Below are 15,140 nucleotides of genomic sequence, written 5' to 3' on the forward strand. Positions count from 1 at the left end.
GGCCCATCAGTGTATTCGGCCAGTCCCTGTACGCTGATTTTTTCCAACAAAAATGATTGCGCAATCATCCTTAACGCACCGAGCCGGCCACGCGGGCCAGCCACCTTGATCCACAGGAGATTCTTGTGACTCTGCACCCACAAAACACGCCATCGTCCGATCACGACCGTATTGCCTGGATCAAGGTCTCGTCGGTGTTTCTGCCCCTGGCCAATCCGATCAGCGACGCCAAGGTCCTGACCGGCCGGCAAAAGCCGATGACCGAAATTGCCATGCTGTTCGTCGAGATCCAGACCGCCGATGGCCACAGCGGGCTGGGCTTCAGCTACTCCAAGCGCGCCGGCGGCCCCGGCCAGTTTGCCCATGCCCAGGAAATTGCCCCGGCGCTGCTCGGTGAAAACCCCAGCGACATCGCCAAGCTGTGGACAAAACTGTGCTGGGCCGGTGCCTCGGTGGGCCGCAGCGGCCTGTCGACCCAGGCCATCGGCGCCTTCGATGTGGCGTTGTGGGACCTCAAGGCCAAGCGCGCCAACCTGTCGCTGGCCCGCCTGCTGGGCGCGCAGCGTGATTCGGTGCGTTGCTACAACACCTCGGGCGGCTTCTTGCACACGCCGCTGGATCAACTGATGAAGAACACCGACCTGTCGCGGGAAAAGGGCATCGGCGGGATCAAGCTCAAGGTCGGCCAGCCCGATTGCGCGGTGGACATCCAGCGGGTCAGCACCGTGCGCAAACACCTGGGCGATGACTTCCCGTTGATGGTCGACGCCAACCAGCAGTGGGACCGCCCTACCGCCCAGCGCATGTGCCGGCAGTTCGAGGCCTACAACCTGGTGTGGATCGAAGAGCCGCTGGACTGCTATGACGCCGAAGGCCACGCCGACCTGGCCCGGCAGTTCGACACGCCGATCGCCACCGGCGAAATGCTCACCAGCGTGGCCGAGCACGCCGAGTTCATCCGCCTTCGCGGGGCCGATTACCTGATGCCGGATGCGCCACGGGTCGGCGGCATCACGCCGTTCCTGAAAGTCGCGGCCATGGCCGAACAGGCCGGCGTGATGATGGCGCCGCACTTTGCCATGGAGCTGCATGTGCATTTGGCGGCGACCTACCCGACCGAGCCGTGGGTGGAGCATTTCGAGTGGCTGGAGCCGCTGTTCAATGAACGCCTGGAAACCCGCGACGGGCGCATGCTGGTGCCGACCCGTCCGGGGCTGGGCCTGTCGCTGAGCGAGCAGGTCAAGGCCTGGACCGCGCAGACGGTCGAGGTCGGCAAACGCCCCTGAGGCTGGCTGACGCCGGTCAGCGCCCCGATTGCCGCGACGGGACCTGATATCCATTGCGCCTGTTACACCGCCGTCGCGGGCAGAGCCCCCTCCCACAGGTCGTGCAGCACCTGGGTCAGGTGCAGTACCTGAACAATTTGGGTGGGGGTACGCTCTGCTGCCAGCGGCGATCCGACGACAGGGCTGGTAAGGCGTATATTGGCACCTCGCCCCCGACGGACCACCGCCTGTGAAACTCGACCCGCCCGACCTTGCCCGGATCACCGAAACCACCCTTTCCCACTACAACGAGGTGGCCGAGCAGTTTCGCGACGGCACCCGCGACCACGATGTCAGCCAGAACATCGAGGCTCTGCTGCGGCATATCGAAGGCCCCAAGCCCTGGCACATCCTGGATTTTGGCTGCGGGCCGGGGCGCGACCTGAAGGTGTTCACGGCCATGGGCCACATCGCCACGGGCCTGGATGGCTCAGAGCGCTTTGCCGAGATGGCCCGCGCCGACAGCGGCTGCGAGGTGCTGCACCAGAACTTTCTCGAACTGGACCTGCCGGCCGGTCGCTTCGACGGCATCTTCGCCAACGCCGTGCTGTTTCATGTGCCGACCCAGGCGCTGCCCGAGGTACTGCGCAAACTGCACGCCAGCCTCAAGCCCGGAGGCGTGCTGTTCAGCTCCAACCCCAGGGGCGAGAACCAGGAAGGCTGGAACGGCCCGCGCTACGGCGCCTACCACGACCTTGAAGCCTGGCGCGAACGCCTTGCGGCGGCCGGCTTTACCGAGCTGGAACATTACTACCGCCCCGCCGGCCTGCCGCGTGAGCAGCAGCCGTGGCTGGCGAGTGTGTGGCGTCGCAATCAGAACTGATGCTTTAGCCGGCGCATGATGACGGCTGCCTGCGCTGGCTGACAGCACAGGCTTCGATTGCGCGATGCGCAAGCTGTCACTTCTGACAGTACCGTCGGAATTAACCTTTGATCACGATAGGCGTTGAGTACAGCATTCATGCTTGCTCACTGGACTTATTGACGATCAAGGAAACGATCATGAGCAGCGACTACATCAAAAACGGTAACTTCAACGATGACTTCAAATACTGGAAAGGCAATCCCGGCTTCGAACCCCATTTCGAAGCACACGGTCAAAGCCTGCTGATGCCCATTTCCAGCTTTGTCTCACAGAGCCTGCCAGACCTGCCTGGCCACACCCTGCGCCTGGCATTTGATGCACGCTCCAAGGAGAGCGAGACACACCCAGGCATGTTGACGGTGAGCGTAGGTGGCTTCAACAGTGAAGGTTTTGCTCAGGTCTCACCGGTCACAATCTATGCGACCGGCGAATGGCAGCGTTTTTCAGTACGCCTGTACTTTGTCGAACCGCTCACCTACTGCTTCCTGAATATTTCGACGCCAAGCCCCGCCTATCCACAAGGCACCGAACAAGAACCAAGGCCGATTCCGTTCAGCCCGGTCAGGGTAAGTAACCTACGGCTGACCGATGAGGCTCAGCAAAAGGGCACCGACGCTAAGCCTCAGCGTTCCGGTCCTGCTTTCGCTGAACGTCGGAAGGCTCCTTGATCCGGTACCAGGCCACATACAGCGCCGGCAGGAACAGCAGCGTCAGCAAGGTGGCCACCACGATGCCGCCGATCATGGCGTAGGCCATCGGCCCCCAGAACACCTCACGAGCAATGGGGATCATGCCCAGGCTCGCCGCCGCCGCCGTCAGCAAGATGGGCCGGCGGCGATGCTCTGTGGCTTCGACCACCGCATCCCAAGGCAGATAACCGTCACGTTCATAGGCGTCGATCTGGGTCACCAGGATCACCGAGTTGCGGATGATGATGCCAATCAGCGCCAGCACCCCGAGGATGGCCACGAAGCCCAGCGGCGTACCGGTGGGCACCAGCGCCAGTACCACACCGATCAGGCCCAGCGGCGCGACGCTGACCACCAGGAACATCTTCTGCACGCTGTGCAGCTGGATCATCAGGAAGGTCGCCATCAGAAACAGCATCAGCGGCAGCACTTGGGCAATCGGGCCTTGGGCCTTGCCGCTTTCTTCTACCGTACCGCCCGTGGCCACTTTGTAGCCGCTGGGCAGGCCCTGAGTGAAGGTGTCGATTTCCGGCTTGAGCTCGGCCACCAGATCGGTCGGTTGCATCTGGTCGCGCACCGAGCTTTTCACGGTGATGGTCGGCTGCCGGTCGCGGCGCCAGACCAGCGGCTGCTCCAGTTCATAACCCACGGTGGCGAAGGCCAGCAGCGGGATCGAGCTGCCCGACGGGGTGACGATCTGCAGGTTCTGAAGGGTTTCCGGGCTGCCGCGCTCTGAATCCACGGCGCGCCCCACCACGTTCACCAGGTAGATGTCGTCGCGCACCTGGGTCACGGTCGAGCCGCTGACCACGCTGTTCATCACCGACGCCACATCCTCGGACGACAGCCCCAGTTGCCGTGCCTTGTCCTGGTTGATGTCGATGCGCAGCACCTTGCCCGGCTCGTTCCAGTCGTAGACCACTTCGCCGACATGGGTGTTTTTATCCAGCAAGGCAGCCAGTTCGATGGCGTGCTGGCGCACCTTGTCGATGTCCGGCCCACTGATGCGGTATTGCAGCGGCCGGCCCACCGGCGGGCCCATTTCCAGCGCCTGCACGAAGGAGCCAACCCCGACAAAGTCTTCACGCAAGCGCTCCTGCAGGCGTGTGGTCAGGGCACCACGGGCCTCCAGGTCCTTGCTGACGATCACCAGCTGGGCATAGAACGGGTTCTGCAGTTGCTGGTCCAGCGGCAGGTAGAAGCGCAGCGCGCCCTGACCGATGTAGGTGCTCCAGCGCACGATGTCCGGGTCGTCCTTGAGGGTCGCCTCCAGGCGGTCGACCACCTTGCGGGTCTCGTTGATCGAGGCACTTTGCGGCAGCTTGAGGTCCACCAGAATCTCGGGACGGTCCGAGGCCGGGAAGAACTGGTTCTGCACGTAGCGCATCGAGAACAGCGCCCCGGCAAACAGCAGCAGGGTGATGCCGATGGCCCACCAGCGATTGCGCATGGCCCAGAGCATGCTGCCATTGAAGGCACGGCCGATGCGTCCGGGTTCTTCGGATTTTTTCTTGATCTTGCTGCTGAGGATATGCACGCCGATCACTGGCGCAAACAACACCGCGACCACCCAGGACACCAGCATGGCCACGGCAATCACCGCAAACAGGGTAAAGGTGTACTCACCCGCCGAGCTGTTGTTCAGGCCGATGGGCACAAAGCCGGCCACCGTCACCAGCGTGCCGGTGAGCATCGGGAAAGCCGTGGAAGTGTAGGCATAGGTGGCCGCCTCTTCCTTGCTCTTGCCCTGCTCCAGGCGGGTGACCATCATTTCGACGGTGATCATCGCGTCGTCCACCAGCAGCCCCAGGGCGATGATCAATGCGCCAAGGGAAATACGCTGCATGGTGATACCGCTGTACTCCATGAACACAAAGACCATGGCCAGCACCAGCGGGATCGAACAGGCCACCACCAGCCCGGCGCGGATGCCGAGGCTGACAAAGCTGACCACCATGACGATGATCACCGCCTCGAACAGCGCGCTGGTAAAGCCGCCCACGGCCTTGTCGACCACCTCGGCCTGGTCCGAGACCTTGTGCACGCCCACGCCCACCGGCAGGTTGGCGGTGGCCTGGTCCATGCGCGCATGCAGGGCCTTGCCGAAGCTCTGGATATTGCCGCCATCCTTCATGGCGATGGCCAGGCCGATGGCCGGCTGGCCGTTGTAGCGAAACAGCGGCGCCGGCGGGTCGGTGTAGCCGCGTTCGATCTCGGCGATGTCGCTCAGCCGATAGAAGCGGTCATTGAGCCGCAGGTTGACCGCCGCCAGGTCTTTTTCCGACGCGAACGAGCCGGAGGTGCGCACCGAGATACGCTCAGGGCCCGCCTCGATCACCCCGGCGGGGGTCACCGAATTCTGCGCTTGCAGGCTTTGCAGCACCTGGCGCTGGTCCAGGCCCAGGGCCGCCAGTTTGCGGGTCGAGAAGTTCAGGTAGATCACTTCGTCCTGCTGGCCGATCATCTCGACCTTGCCCAGCCCTTCGACACTGCGGATCTCGGCGCGCACCTGCTCGACATGGTCGCGCAACTGGCGCATCGAAAAGCCGTCGGCGGTAAAGGCGTAGATCGAGCCGTAGACATCGCCGAATTCATCGTTGAACGCAGGCCCCTGCAAGCCCTGCGGGAACTGGCCACGGATGTCGTCGATCTTCTTGCGCACCTGGTACCAGATTTCCGGAATCGCCGCCGCATCGGTGGTGTCACGCAGGAACACCATGATGGTCGACTCGCCCGGCAGGGTGTAGCTCTTGACGTAGTCCAGCGAGTCGAGCTCTTCGAGCTTTTTCTCGATGCGGTCGGTGACCTGCTCGATCGTCTCGTCCACCGTCGCGCCCGGCCAGCGGGTCTGGATGACCATGGTCTTGATGGTGAACGAGGGGTCTTCTTCACGCCCCAGGTTCATGTAGGAGAACACGCCCATCAGCAGCGCGACGAACATCAGGTACCAGACGAACGACTGGTGCTTGATGGCCCACTCGGACAGATTGAAGCCACCTTTCATCGCGGGCCTTCCTTATCGATTTTGACGTTCTGTCCGGGCTTGAGGCTGTTGACCCCGGCAGTCACTACGCGCTCGCCGGGCTGCACGCCCCCGGTCAGCCAGAAGCTGTCGGCCGAGCGGCTGAGCGGTTGTACGGTTCTTGGGTTGACGGTCTGGCCGGCCGGGTCGACCACCCAGACTTGCGTGCGGCCATCAACCTCTTGCAGTGCACTGATGGGCAGGCGCAGGCGCGGGGCAATGGTCGAGGTCAGGCTGACGCTGATCGCCGTGCCCAGGCGCAGCGCCGGCGGTTGCTCGGCCAGGGTCAGGCGCGCGCGGCGGGTGCGGGTCGAGCGGTCCGGCTGGGGTTCGACCTCACGCAACGTGGCGACGGTGCTGACGCTGGGGTCCAGTTGGCTGGCGACGGTGAACTGCACATCTTCGGGCAACTGGTCGAGCAAGTCGGCCGGCAGGTCGATCACCGCCTCCTTGATGTCGGGCTGCGCCAGGGTCACCACCTCTTGCCCGGCGGTGACCACCTGCCCGGCCTCGACCTTCCATTCGGTGATCACCCCGGCGTGGTCGCTGCGCAGCTGACTGTAGGTCAGTTGGTCGCGGGCCTGGGCAACGGCAGCGCGGGCCTGGTCCAGCGACGAGCGGGTGGTCTTGAGGTCGGTCAGGGCGATGTCCAGTTGCGCCTGGGCGCCGACGCCCCGGTCAAACAGGGTCTGCTGGCGGCGGGCATTGGCCTGGGCGTTGATCCACTGCGCCTCGACCTGCGCCTGGTCGCCTTCGCGGCTGCGCAAGGTGTTCTGCTGGTCGGTGGGGTCCAGGGTCGCCAGCAGCTGGCCCTGGCTCACTTCATCGCCGACATCCACCGCGCGCCGGGCAATGCGCCCCGGCACACGAAAGCCCAGCACGCTCTGGTAGCGCGCCTGGATGTTGCCGGCAAAGCGGCCAAGATCGGCCATCGATTCGGTCTGGGCCACCACCGACAGCACCGGGCGCACCGGCTCCGGGGCCGGCTCGTCCTGGCCACAGGCCGCCAGCAAGGCGGCCGTCAATACGATGCATGCACGGTGCTTCATGGGCGGGCCTCGGCGGTGGCAGGTTGGGGCTGGGCGATTTCGACCTGCATGTCAGGGTGCAGCAGTTGCCCCCCGGCGGTGACCACCCGCTCGCCTGCCGCCAGGCCCTGGTCGATGATCACCTTGCCGGTGAGGTAACGGGCCACCTTGACGGTGCGCAATTGCGCCTTGCCCTGCGCGTCAACCACCCACACCGCCGGCTGGCCGAGGTCCTGGCCGATGTTCTTGGTCAGGGCCGCCCAGGGCAATTCGACCCGTGGCCGGGCAGGGCCGCTGAGCGCCACGCTGACCACCGAGCCCAGGTCCATGCCGGCCGGCAACGGGCCGAGGGCGACCTTGACCTGCAGGGTGCCGGTTTGCGCCGACACCGCAGGCGTGACTTCGCGCACCTTGCCGGTCACCTTGATGGTCGGGTTATCCAGCAGGCTGACCTGCACCGGCTCGTCCAGCGGCGGTTCGACGAACAGCGATTCGTACACATCGAACACCGCATCGCGCTCGCCGTCGCGGGCCAGGTCGAAGATCGGCTGGGTGGCCTGCACCACCTGCCCTACTTCGGCCTGGCGGGCGGTGATCACGCCCGGTGCGTCGGCCATCAACGCGGTGTAGCTCAACTGCTCGCGGGCATTGGCCAGTTGCGCCTGGGCGGCAGCCAGGGCGCTCTGGCTGCCGCGCAAGGCGGCCTGGGCCGAATCGTATTCGCTGCGACTGGTGTAGCCCTTGGGCAACAGTTGTTCCTGGCGCCAGAATGCGGTTTTCGCTTGCGCCACCCGCGCCTGTTCGGCAGTCACGGCCGCCTGGGCCGAGTCGACATTGATCTGCAGGTCCTTGGGATCGAGGCGGGCCAGCACCTGCCGGGCCGTGACCCGGTCGCCGACCTCGACCAGGCGCTGGGTGATCTTGCCATTGACGCGAAACGACAACGGCGTCTGCACCCGCGCCTGGATGTCACCGGTCAAGGCCACGCTGGCAGCAAAACCGGCCGGCTGCACATCCTGCACATAGACCCTCGGCAGTTCGGGGGCTTCAGGCTGTTTTTCGCTGCAACCGGCCAACAGCAAGGCGCCTGCCAGGCCAAGGGCAAGCAGTCGCACAGAGGGAAAAGGCATGCAGACTCCTTGACGGCTGCCGGGGCGAACGAGGGTCGCGGGGTGGTGATGTGAATATGCGACTGTTGGCGGGCGGGAGGGTTCCTTGAGGGGGGAGAACTCTCGCAGCAAGCCTGTCTAGAGTCGAGTGACTTCGAGGCCACTGCGGATGCTTGACGCTCGATGGAACGATGGGCTGTTTTCAGTTGCGGGCCGATTAACCAGGCTGCGCCTCACCGGCAGCCCTCTCAAGGAGGCATCCGATGTCAGAGTCACAGGCGCAGGCTTGCCCATTTTGTAGCCTCTGTAGCGCACGCCCTGGAAACCCACGACTGCGACAGTGCCCAGCACACCCAGCACATATCCGATATCGGACTGAGGATCGACAAGCCTCGCCACACCACCCGCGCCCACTACGGCAGCCGAGGTGATGGTAGCGATTGCGCCGACGGACATGACCTTGTCAGCCTTCGAGGCAGTGCCCGCCCGCCACTTGTTGAACCTGACTTTGGTCAATTTGTACATCATTGTCGAGCCCACCAAAGCGCTGACCAGCATCATGTAAGGAAGCACATCACGCGCCAAATCTCCGATGTCGAAATGCCCCGTGGGATCGCGGCGATTAACCGGATTTCCTGTGCAATACACATACGCATTGACCCCACCTTCGCCAAACGGACTCAGACTGTCCGGGCTGTTGAAGCGCATCAACACCGGGTTGTAGGCGCGGTAGCCGTTGCCCAGCAGGTAGTGGCCGGTCAGCGGGTCTGGCAACTCGCCGTTGAAGCCGATACCTGCGGCCGGCGGACAATAACCAAAGGGCGCATAGGCGAACCGATGAAGTTGACGGGCCTGCAACTGCGCCAGCAGGCTGCCCTGGCGGTCGGTGGCGTACAGGGTTGTTTGGCGTTGTTGAGGACGCTTCATGGAGAGGCTCCGCAGGCGCTGGGCAAAGGTGCGCTCAGTCTGAACCGGGGGCAGGCTGCGCAACACTGGCAGAAGTGTGAGGTTTCACCTGGCGTCGACCGATGGACGCGGCCTGGGTCTGGCGCAACAGCGGTATCGACTGCGCCACCGCCATCGCCGGCAAGCCGCCTCCCACAGGGTCCGCTGGTGCCTGTCGGACCGGAGGCTGGCCACAAATCCGGTGGGAGGGGGTCGCCTCCCACAGGTCCGGCTGTGCCTGTCAGATCGGAGGCTGGCAGTCATGACGATTGATCGGGTCACCTGCGCAGTAGGCATACGCATTGATCCCACCCTTGCCAAACGGACTCAAACTGTCCGGGCTGTTGAAGCGCATCAATACCGGGTTGTAGGCGCGGTAGCCATTGCCCAGCAGGTAGTGGCCGGTCAGCCGGTCGGGCAGTTCGCCGTTGAAGCCGATGCCCTCAGCCTGCGGGCGATGACCGAAGGGGGTATAGGCGACGCGATCAAGCTGCCCCGTCTGCAACTGTGCCAGCAGGCAACCCTGGCGGTCGGTGGCGCACAGGATTGTGCGGTTTTGCTGAGGCTGGGGGCGATGCGCTTCATGGGCAGGCTCCGGTCAGGCGCCGGGCAAAGGTGCTCTCATTCTGACAAGGGTTTGCTTTCAGCCTTGTCGATCATAAACGCGACTGAAAAAGCCATGATGCATTGGCGTATTGAAAGACCTTCACTCAATAAACACCATTTAGCAGCCAGGTTCAGACAGAGGTACGGCGAATACGTGAGGCACTTTGCTGTGAAGATAGCTGGATGGCTTGCGCATAGGTGGGAGGAGGTGCCTCATGATCTTGAGAGCCGCGCCTGAAAGAGCGTCCAGGGCGAAAAACCGCTTCGTCATAGGGGGGCGGGGGAGCTTCAAAACTTTGAGAGCCGCGCCTGAAAGAATGTACAGGACGCAAAACCGCTTCGTCATAGGGGGGAGGGGGCGAAAAAGCTCTAGCTCTAGCTCTAGCGTTAACCTGGACCCGAGCCTGAGTTCGAAACCGCGCCTGAGTCGCCCTGGACACCCGCATATATTTGATTAAGCCCCCGCCCAAGCCCAATAAGCCCAGTACGCCAACTACACGCATAGCGGTACTAACGGCTTCGGACCTGCCTGGAAAAGCCTCCGCTACACCGCCACCAAGAAACAACAGCGTCGAAACTACCATGACAGCTTCTGGGTAAGTCCTCAGAAAAAGGGTGATTGCATTGAACGCCGCAAACTGCCCGCTCGGGTCGCTCCGGTTGACCGGGTCGTTGCCGCAGTATGCATAGGCATTCACGCCGCCTTTTCCAAACGGACTCAACCTGTCAGGGCTGTTGAAGCGCATCAGCACCGGGTTGTAGGCGCGGTGGCCGTTGCCCAGCAGGTAGTGGCCGGTCAGCGGGTCGGGCAGTTCGCCATTGAAGCCAATGCCGGCGGCCGGCGAGCGATGACCGAAGGGGGTGTAGGCGAACCGGTCAGGCTGCCCGGCCTGTAACTGCGCCAGCAGGCTGCCGGGGCGGTCGGTGGCGTACAGGGTTGTGCGGCGTTGTTGAGAATGCTTCATGGACAGGCTCCGGTCAGGCGCTGGGCAAAGATGCGCTCAGTCTGAACCGGAGGTGGGCTGTGTAACACTGGCAGAAGTGTGAGGTTTCACCTGGCGTCGACCGATGGACGCGGCCTGGGCCTGGCGCAACAGATGCGTAGACTGCGCCACCGCCATCGCCGGCAGAGCCGCCTCCCACAGGGTCCGCTGGTGCCTGTCGGACCGGAGGCTGGCCACAAATCCGGTGGGAGGGGCCGCTTCCCACAGGTCCGGCTGTGCCTGTCAGATCGGAGGCTGGCAGTCATGACGATTGATCGGGTCACCTACGCAGTAGGCATACGCATTGATCCCACCCTTGCCAAACGGACTCAAACTGTCCGGGCTGTTGAAGCCGATGCCTGCAGCCGGCGAACGATGACCGAAGGCGGTATAAGCGACGCGATCAAGCTGCCCCGTCTGCAACTGTGCCAGCAGGCTACCCTGGCGGTCGGTGGCGCACAGGATTGTGCGGCCTGGTTGAGGCTGGGGGCGATGCGCTTCATGGGCAGGCTCCGGTCAGGCGCCGGGCAACGTCATGCTTGATCTGCCCCGGTAAAGAATTGAGCCAAACAGGTAGCGCCATGAGATTTTTCGTCTGGCATGGGCTTTGAATCTGTCGCAGCGCTTACACCCCTGTGCACTGACTTGATACCCGCTGCAGGTCCTGCGTCAGAGGAAGGGCGCGTAACACGCCCTATAGCGAGTCAGGCACTCGTCATAAACTGCGGATGCTGGAAGTTTCGCGGGGCCATCCGTCAACGGACCTGAACTCCCTGAGCGATCGAAAACCGTGCCGGTTAGCCGCTAACCGACGCTCAATAATACGACCAGAATCAAAGCCTTCATCAGTACCTTTTGTAGCACCTTCTCTATAGCCCTTAGCATATTGACGGCGCTTGGAGGCACCAATGTTCCGGGCATGTTTCCAACCGACCCCCAAGGTCATGGCTGCTGTTACTACCGTCATTGCAATCAGGACATTACGTTCGCCTTCAGACACATCGCTAAAGAGTAATAGCGTGAGGCCGACGCTGCTCCCGGCAGCTGAGCCCATAATTACCGGGACAGCCACACGTTTACCCATCTTCATCAAACTACGGGTGATTGCATTGAACACCGCAAACTGCCCGCTCGGGTCGCTCCGGTTGACCGGGTCGTTGCCGCAGTATGCATAGGCATTCACGCCCCCTTTTCCAAACGGACTCAACCTGTCAGGGCTGTTGAAGCGCATCAGCACCGGATTGTAGGCGCGGTGGCCATTGCCCAGCAGGTAGTGGCCGGTCAGCGGGTCGGGCAGTTCGCCATTGAAGCCGATGCCTGCGGCCGGCGAGCGATGACCGAAGGGGGCGTAGGCGAACCGGTCAGGCTGCCCGGTCTGTAACTGCGCCAGCAGGCTGCCTGGGCGATCGGTGGCGTACAGGGTTGTGCGGCGTTGTTGAGAATGCTTCATGGGCAGGCTCCGGTCAGGCGCTGGGCAAAGATGCGCTCAGTCTGAACCGGAGGTGGGCGGCGCAATACTGGCAGAACTGCGAGGTTTTGGCCTGGCGGCGGGAGTGAAGCGGCCTGAGCCTGGCGCAACAGATGCGTAGACTGCGCCACCGCCATCGCCGGCAAGCCGCCTCCCACAGGGACGGTGGGGTCTGTCAGATTTGAGACTGGCTGCAAATCCGGTGGGAAGGTGCTCTGCCAGCATGAGGCCATTTTCAGTCGCGGCTCAGCTCCCCGGCGTGCCGTGCGCCTCTTCGAAGAAGTAATCCTTCCAGCTCGCCGCCTTGTTCTTGAGCACGCCCAGTTCATGCAGTTTCTCGGCATAGATGAAGGTGCGTTGCGGGGTGACGGTGAAGTCGATTTCCGGGTCGGCGACGATTTTCTCGACCAGCGCCAGCGGCAGTTTCGACTGTTCCACGCGAATGTAGGTTTGTGCGGCGGCCGGTTTGTCGGCCTTGATGATCTGCTCGGCCTCGGCCAGGGCGTCGTAGAACGCCTTGTAGGTCTTGGGGTTGTCGTCGTGGAATTTCTGCGTGGTGTAGAGCACGTTGAACGTGGCCTGCCCGCCCAGCACGTCGTAGGAGCTGAGCACCTTGTGCACGTTGGGGTTCTCCAGCGCCTGGTACTGGAACGGCGGGCTGGAAAAGTGCGAGTTGATTTCCGAGCCGCCGGCCAGCAGCGCGGCGGTGGCGTCCGGGTGGGCCAGGCTGACGGAAATCGTGTCGAATTTCTTGAACTGGTCATTCCCGAACTGTTTGGCGGTCTCGATCTGCAAGGTGCGCGACTGGAAGCCCACGCCGGCGGCCGGCACGGCGATGCGGTCCTTGTCGGTGAAGTCCTTGAGGGTCTTGATCCGGGGGTTGTTGGTCAGCAGATAATTAGGCATCGAGCCCAGCGCGGCGATGGCCTTGACGTTCTGCCTGCCCTTGGTGCGGTCCCAGACGGTGAGCATCGGCGGCACGCCGGCCGAGACCACGTCCAGGGCGCCGGCCAGCAGCGCCTCGTTCATGGCCGTGGCGCCAGAGACGCTGTTCCAGTTGACCTCGATGGCCAGGCCTTGTTGCTGGCCGTGTTTTTCGATCAGTTTCTGGTCGCGCACCACGTCCAGGATCAGGTAACCGATGCCGAACTGCTGGGCGATGCTGATCTTGCCTTCGGCGTGGGCGGCGCCGCTGAACAGGCTGCCCAGCGCGAAGGTGGCCGCCAGCGCGGTAAGCGCCGGGCGGTTGAAAGAAAGGCTCATGGGAATGCTCTCAAAAAGGAGGTCAGGATCAAAAAACGCTTAACGCTGCATGCCCCAGCGCTTGACGGTCAGGCGCTCGATATTGGCGAACAGCAGGTTTTCCACCAGCAGGCCGATCAGGATCACCGCTGCCAGGCCGGCAAACACCTTGTCGGTGTACAGCTCGTTGCGGTTCTGGAAGATGTACCAGCCCAGGCCGCCCTTGCCCGACGAGGCGCCGAACACCAGCTCGGCGGCGATCAGGGTGCGCCAGGCAAAGGCCCAGCCGATCTTCAGGCCCGCCAGGATCGACGGCAGCGCGGCCGGAATCAGGATGTGCCAGACAAAGCGCAGGCCCTTGAGGCCATAGTTGCGCCCGGCCATGCGCTGGGTTTCCGAGACCCCGAGAAACCCGGCGTAGGTGTTCAGCGCCAGGGCCCACAGCACCGAGTGCACCAGCACGAAGATCAGGCTGTTCTGGCCCAGGCCGAACCACAGCAAGGCCAGCGGCAGCAGGGCAATGGCCGGCAGCGGGTTGAACATGGCGGTCAGGGTGCCGAGCAGGTCACGGCCCAGTTGGGTCGACACCGCCAGCGTGGTCAGGCCGAACGCCAAAACGATGCCGATCACATAGCCCTGGATCAGCACGGTGAGGGAAATCCACACCTTGCTCAGCAACTCGCCACTTAGCAGACCGTCGTAGAACGCTGCAGCCGTCTGCAAGAAGCTTGGCAGCAGCAGGTCGTTGTCCTGGATACGCGCAACGATTTCCCAGATCACAGCCAGCGCGATCATGATTACCGTCTTGCGCACCCAGCCCTGTTGCCAGATGCGTTGGGCCAGCGGCAGGTCGCGGGCCAGTTCGTGCTGGGTAAAGGGTTGCAGCGTGACTTCGTACTCTTCACGCCGCGAAGGAGAAAGGCTCATGGTTCGGATCTCTGCAGGCGGCCCGAGGCGGGCCGGCCGGTGAATGCTCAATACGCGATGCGTATGTCCTGGAAGCCCAGCTCGCGCTCGGCCTGCTCGCCACTGCCGGGCTCGTCGAACAACAGTCGATGGATGCGCTGCGCGGTGTGCTGAAAGCCGACGCCGCCCAGGCTTTGCAGGTCGTACTGATGGCTGTTGATCTCGGCGCGCACCCGGCCCGGATGCGGCGACAGCAGCAGGATGCGGTTGCCGACCACCAGCGCCTCCTCGATGGAATGGGTGACGAACAGCAAGGTAAAACGCACGTCTTGCCACAGCTCCAGCAGCTCTTCCTGCATCTTGCGCCGGGTCAGGGCATCGAGGGCCGCGAACGGCTCGTCCATCAGCAGGATCCTGGGCTGCATGGCCAGCGCCCGGGCAATCGCCACGCGGGCTTTCATGCCGCCCGACAAGGTGTGCGGGTAGGCGTCGGCAAAGGCGCTGAGGCCGACCTTGTCCAGGTAATAGCGGGCGCGTTCCAGCGCTTCGGGGCGCTTGAGGGTGCGTGAGGCCAGCAGCGGGAACATGACGTTCTCGATCACCGTTTTCCACGGCGGCAACTGGTCGAACTCCTGGAACACCACGATGCGGTCCGGGCCCGGTTCGGTGACTTGGGCGCCTGCCAGGCGGATCTGCCCTTCGCTGGGCCGGATGAAGCCCGCGACGGCCTTGAGCAGCGTGGACTTGCCGCAGCCTGAGGGGCCGAGCAGCACAAAGCGGTCGGAAGGGTCGACTTCGAAACTCACCTGGTGGGTGGCACGCACCACCCGTTCCGGGGTGCGGTATTCAAGGCTGACGTTGTGCACCTGCAACAGCGCTTCGGTAGCAGGCTGATGCAGTGGCGTCTGGTGGGGCTGGCTGGCCGTGTGGCCTTGCGCGACAGCATTCATGG

At 63.4% G+C, this 15,140-nt stretch carries 12 protein-coding genes and 2 pseudogenes; 3 read left to right on the forward strand and 11 right to left on the reverse strand.

Going from position 1 to position 15,140, the window contains the following annotated elements; genetic code table 11:
* The first annotated feature begins 125 nt into the window (after positions 1-125).
* The 3 genes from DGA31_RS07665 to DGA31_RS07675 all read left to right on the forward strand — a co-directional run bounded on the left by DGA31_RS07665 (position 126) and on the right by DGA31_RS07675 (position 2,858).
* Positions 126-1,286 carry an L-talarate/galactarate dehydratase gene (locus DGA31_RS07665; RefSeq protein ID WP_109512128.1) on the forward strand — a complete coding sequence of 387 codons (1,161 nt, stop codon included), beginning with the start codon at positions 126-128 and terminating at the stop codon, positions 1,284-1,286.
* Positions 1,287-1,515: 229 nt separating this feature from the next.
* Complete coding sequence (locus DGA31_RS07670; RefSeq protein WP_109512129.1) at positions 1,516-2,148, forward strand: class I SAM-dependent DNA methyltransferase; 633 nt, start codon at positions 1,516-1,518, stop codon at positions 2,146-2,148.
* A 179-nt stretch (positions 2,149-2,327) separates the two neighbouring features.
* Positions 2,328-2,858 carry a hypothetical protein gene (locus tag DGA31_RS07675; RefSeq protein ID WP_109512130.1) on the forward strand — a complete coding sequence of 177 codons (531 nt, stop codon included), beginning with the start codon at positions 2,328-2,330 and terminating at the stop codon, positions 2,856-2,858.
* Here the strand turns inward: DGA31_RS07675 and DGA31_RS07680 are convergent.
* The 11 genes and pseudogenes from DGA31_RS07680 to DGA31_RS07730 form a co-directional block, all read right to left on the reverse strand.
* Positions 2,806-5,883 (reverse strand): efflux RND transporter permease subunit, encoded by a 3,078-nt coding sequence (locus DGA31_RS07680; protein WP_109512131.1) that lies wholly within the window; start codon positions 5,881-5,883, stop codon positions 2,806-2,808. The two genes, DGA31_RS07675 and DGA31_RS07680, sit on opposite strands and share 53 nt — an antisense overlap.
* Entirely contained in the window at positions 5,880-6,950 is a 1,071-nt protein-coding gene (locus tag DGA31_RS07685; RefSeq protein WP_109512132.1) for an efflux RND transporter periplasmic adaptor subunit, read from the reverse strand. Before DGA31_RS07685 ends, DGA31_RS07680 begins: the two co-directional genes overlap by 4 nt.
* Entirely contained in the window at positions 6,947-8,059 is a 1,113-nt protein-coding gene (locus tag DGA31_RS07690; protein ID WP_109512133.1) for an efflux RND transporter periplasmic adaptor subunit, read from the reverse strand. Before DGA31_RS07690 ends, DGA31_RS07685 begins: the two co-directional genes overlap by 4 nt.
* A 117-nt stretch (positions 8,060-8,176) precedes the next feature.
* The gene (locus DGA31_RS30180) at positions 8,177-8,965 is read right to left on the reverse strand and encodes an RHS repeat-associated core domain-containing protein (RefSeq protein ID WP_241509542.1); all 789 of its coding nucleotides are present in this window, start codon (positions 8,963-8,965) and stop codon (positions 8,177-8,179) included.
* Between the two features lie 277 nt (positions 8,966-9,242).
* Positions 9,243-9,533 (reverse strand): annotated as a pseudogene (locus tag DGA31_RS07700) (RHS repeat-associated core domain-containing protein); the annotation flags it as partial.
* A 187-nt stretch (positions 9,534-9,720) separates the two neighbouring features.
* Positions 9,721-10,554 carry an RHS repeat-associated core domain-containing protein gene (locus DGA31_RS30185; RefSeq protein ID WP_241509544.1) on the reverse strand — a complete coding sequence of 278 codons (834 nt, stop codon included), beginning with the start codon at positions 10,552-10,554 and terminating at the stop codon, positions 9,721-9,723.
* A 279-nt stretch (positions 10,555-10,833) separates the two neighbouring features.
* Positions 10,834-10,923, reverse strand: a pseudogene (locus tag DGA31_RS30190) (RHS repeat-associated core domain-containing protein); the annotation flags it as partial.
* Between the two features lie 364 nt (positions 10,924-11,287).
* A complete protein-coding gene (locus DGA31_RS30650) occupies positions 11,288-12,022 on the reverse strand; it encodes an RHS repeat-associated core domain-containing protein (RefSeq protein ID WP_421957951.1) in 735 nt (244 codons plus the stop codon).
* A 264-nt stretch (positions 12,023-12,286) separates the two neighbouring features.
* Positions 12,287-13,303, reverse strand: coding sequence for an ABC transporter substrate-binding protein (locus DGA31_RS07720; protein WP_109512134.1), 1,017 nt, complete (start codon positions 13,301-13,303; stop codon positions 12,287-12,289).
* Positions 13,304-13,342: 39 nt separating this feature from the next.
* Positions 13,343-14,209 (reverse strand): ABC transporter permease, encoded by an 867-nt coding sequence (locus tag DGA31_RS07725; RefSeq protein ID WP_056841262.1) that lies wholly within the window; start codon positions 14,207-14,209, stop codon positions 13,343-13,345.
* Positions 14,210-14,256: 47 nt separating this feature from the next.
* Positions 14,257-15,138 (reverse strand): ABC transporter ATP-binding protein, encoded by an 882-nt coding sequence (locus DGA31_RS07730; RefSeq protein WP_109512135.1) that lies wholly within the window; start codon positions 15,136-15,138, stop codon positions 14,257-14,259.
* Between the last annotated feature and the right edge of the window lie 2 nt (positions 15,139-15,140).

Source organism: Pseudomonas ovata, from assembly GCF_003131185.1.
GTDB classification, from domain to species: Bacteria; Pseudomonadota; Gammaproteobacteria; order Pseudomonadales; family Pseudomonadaceae; genus Aquipseudomonas; species Aquipseudomonas ovata.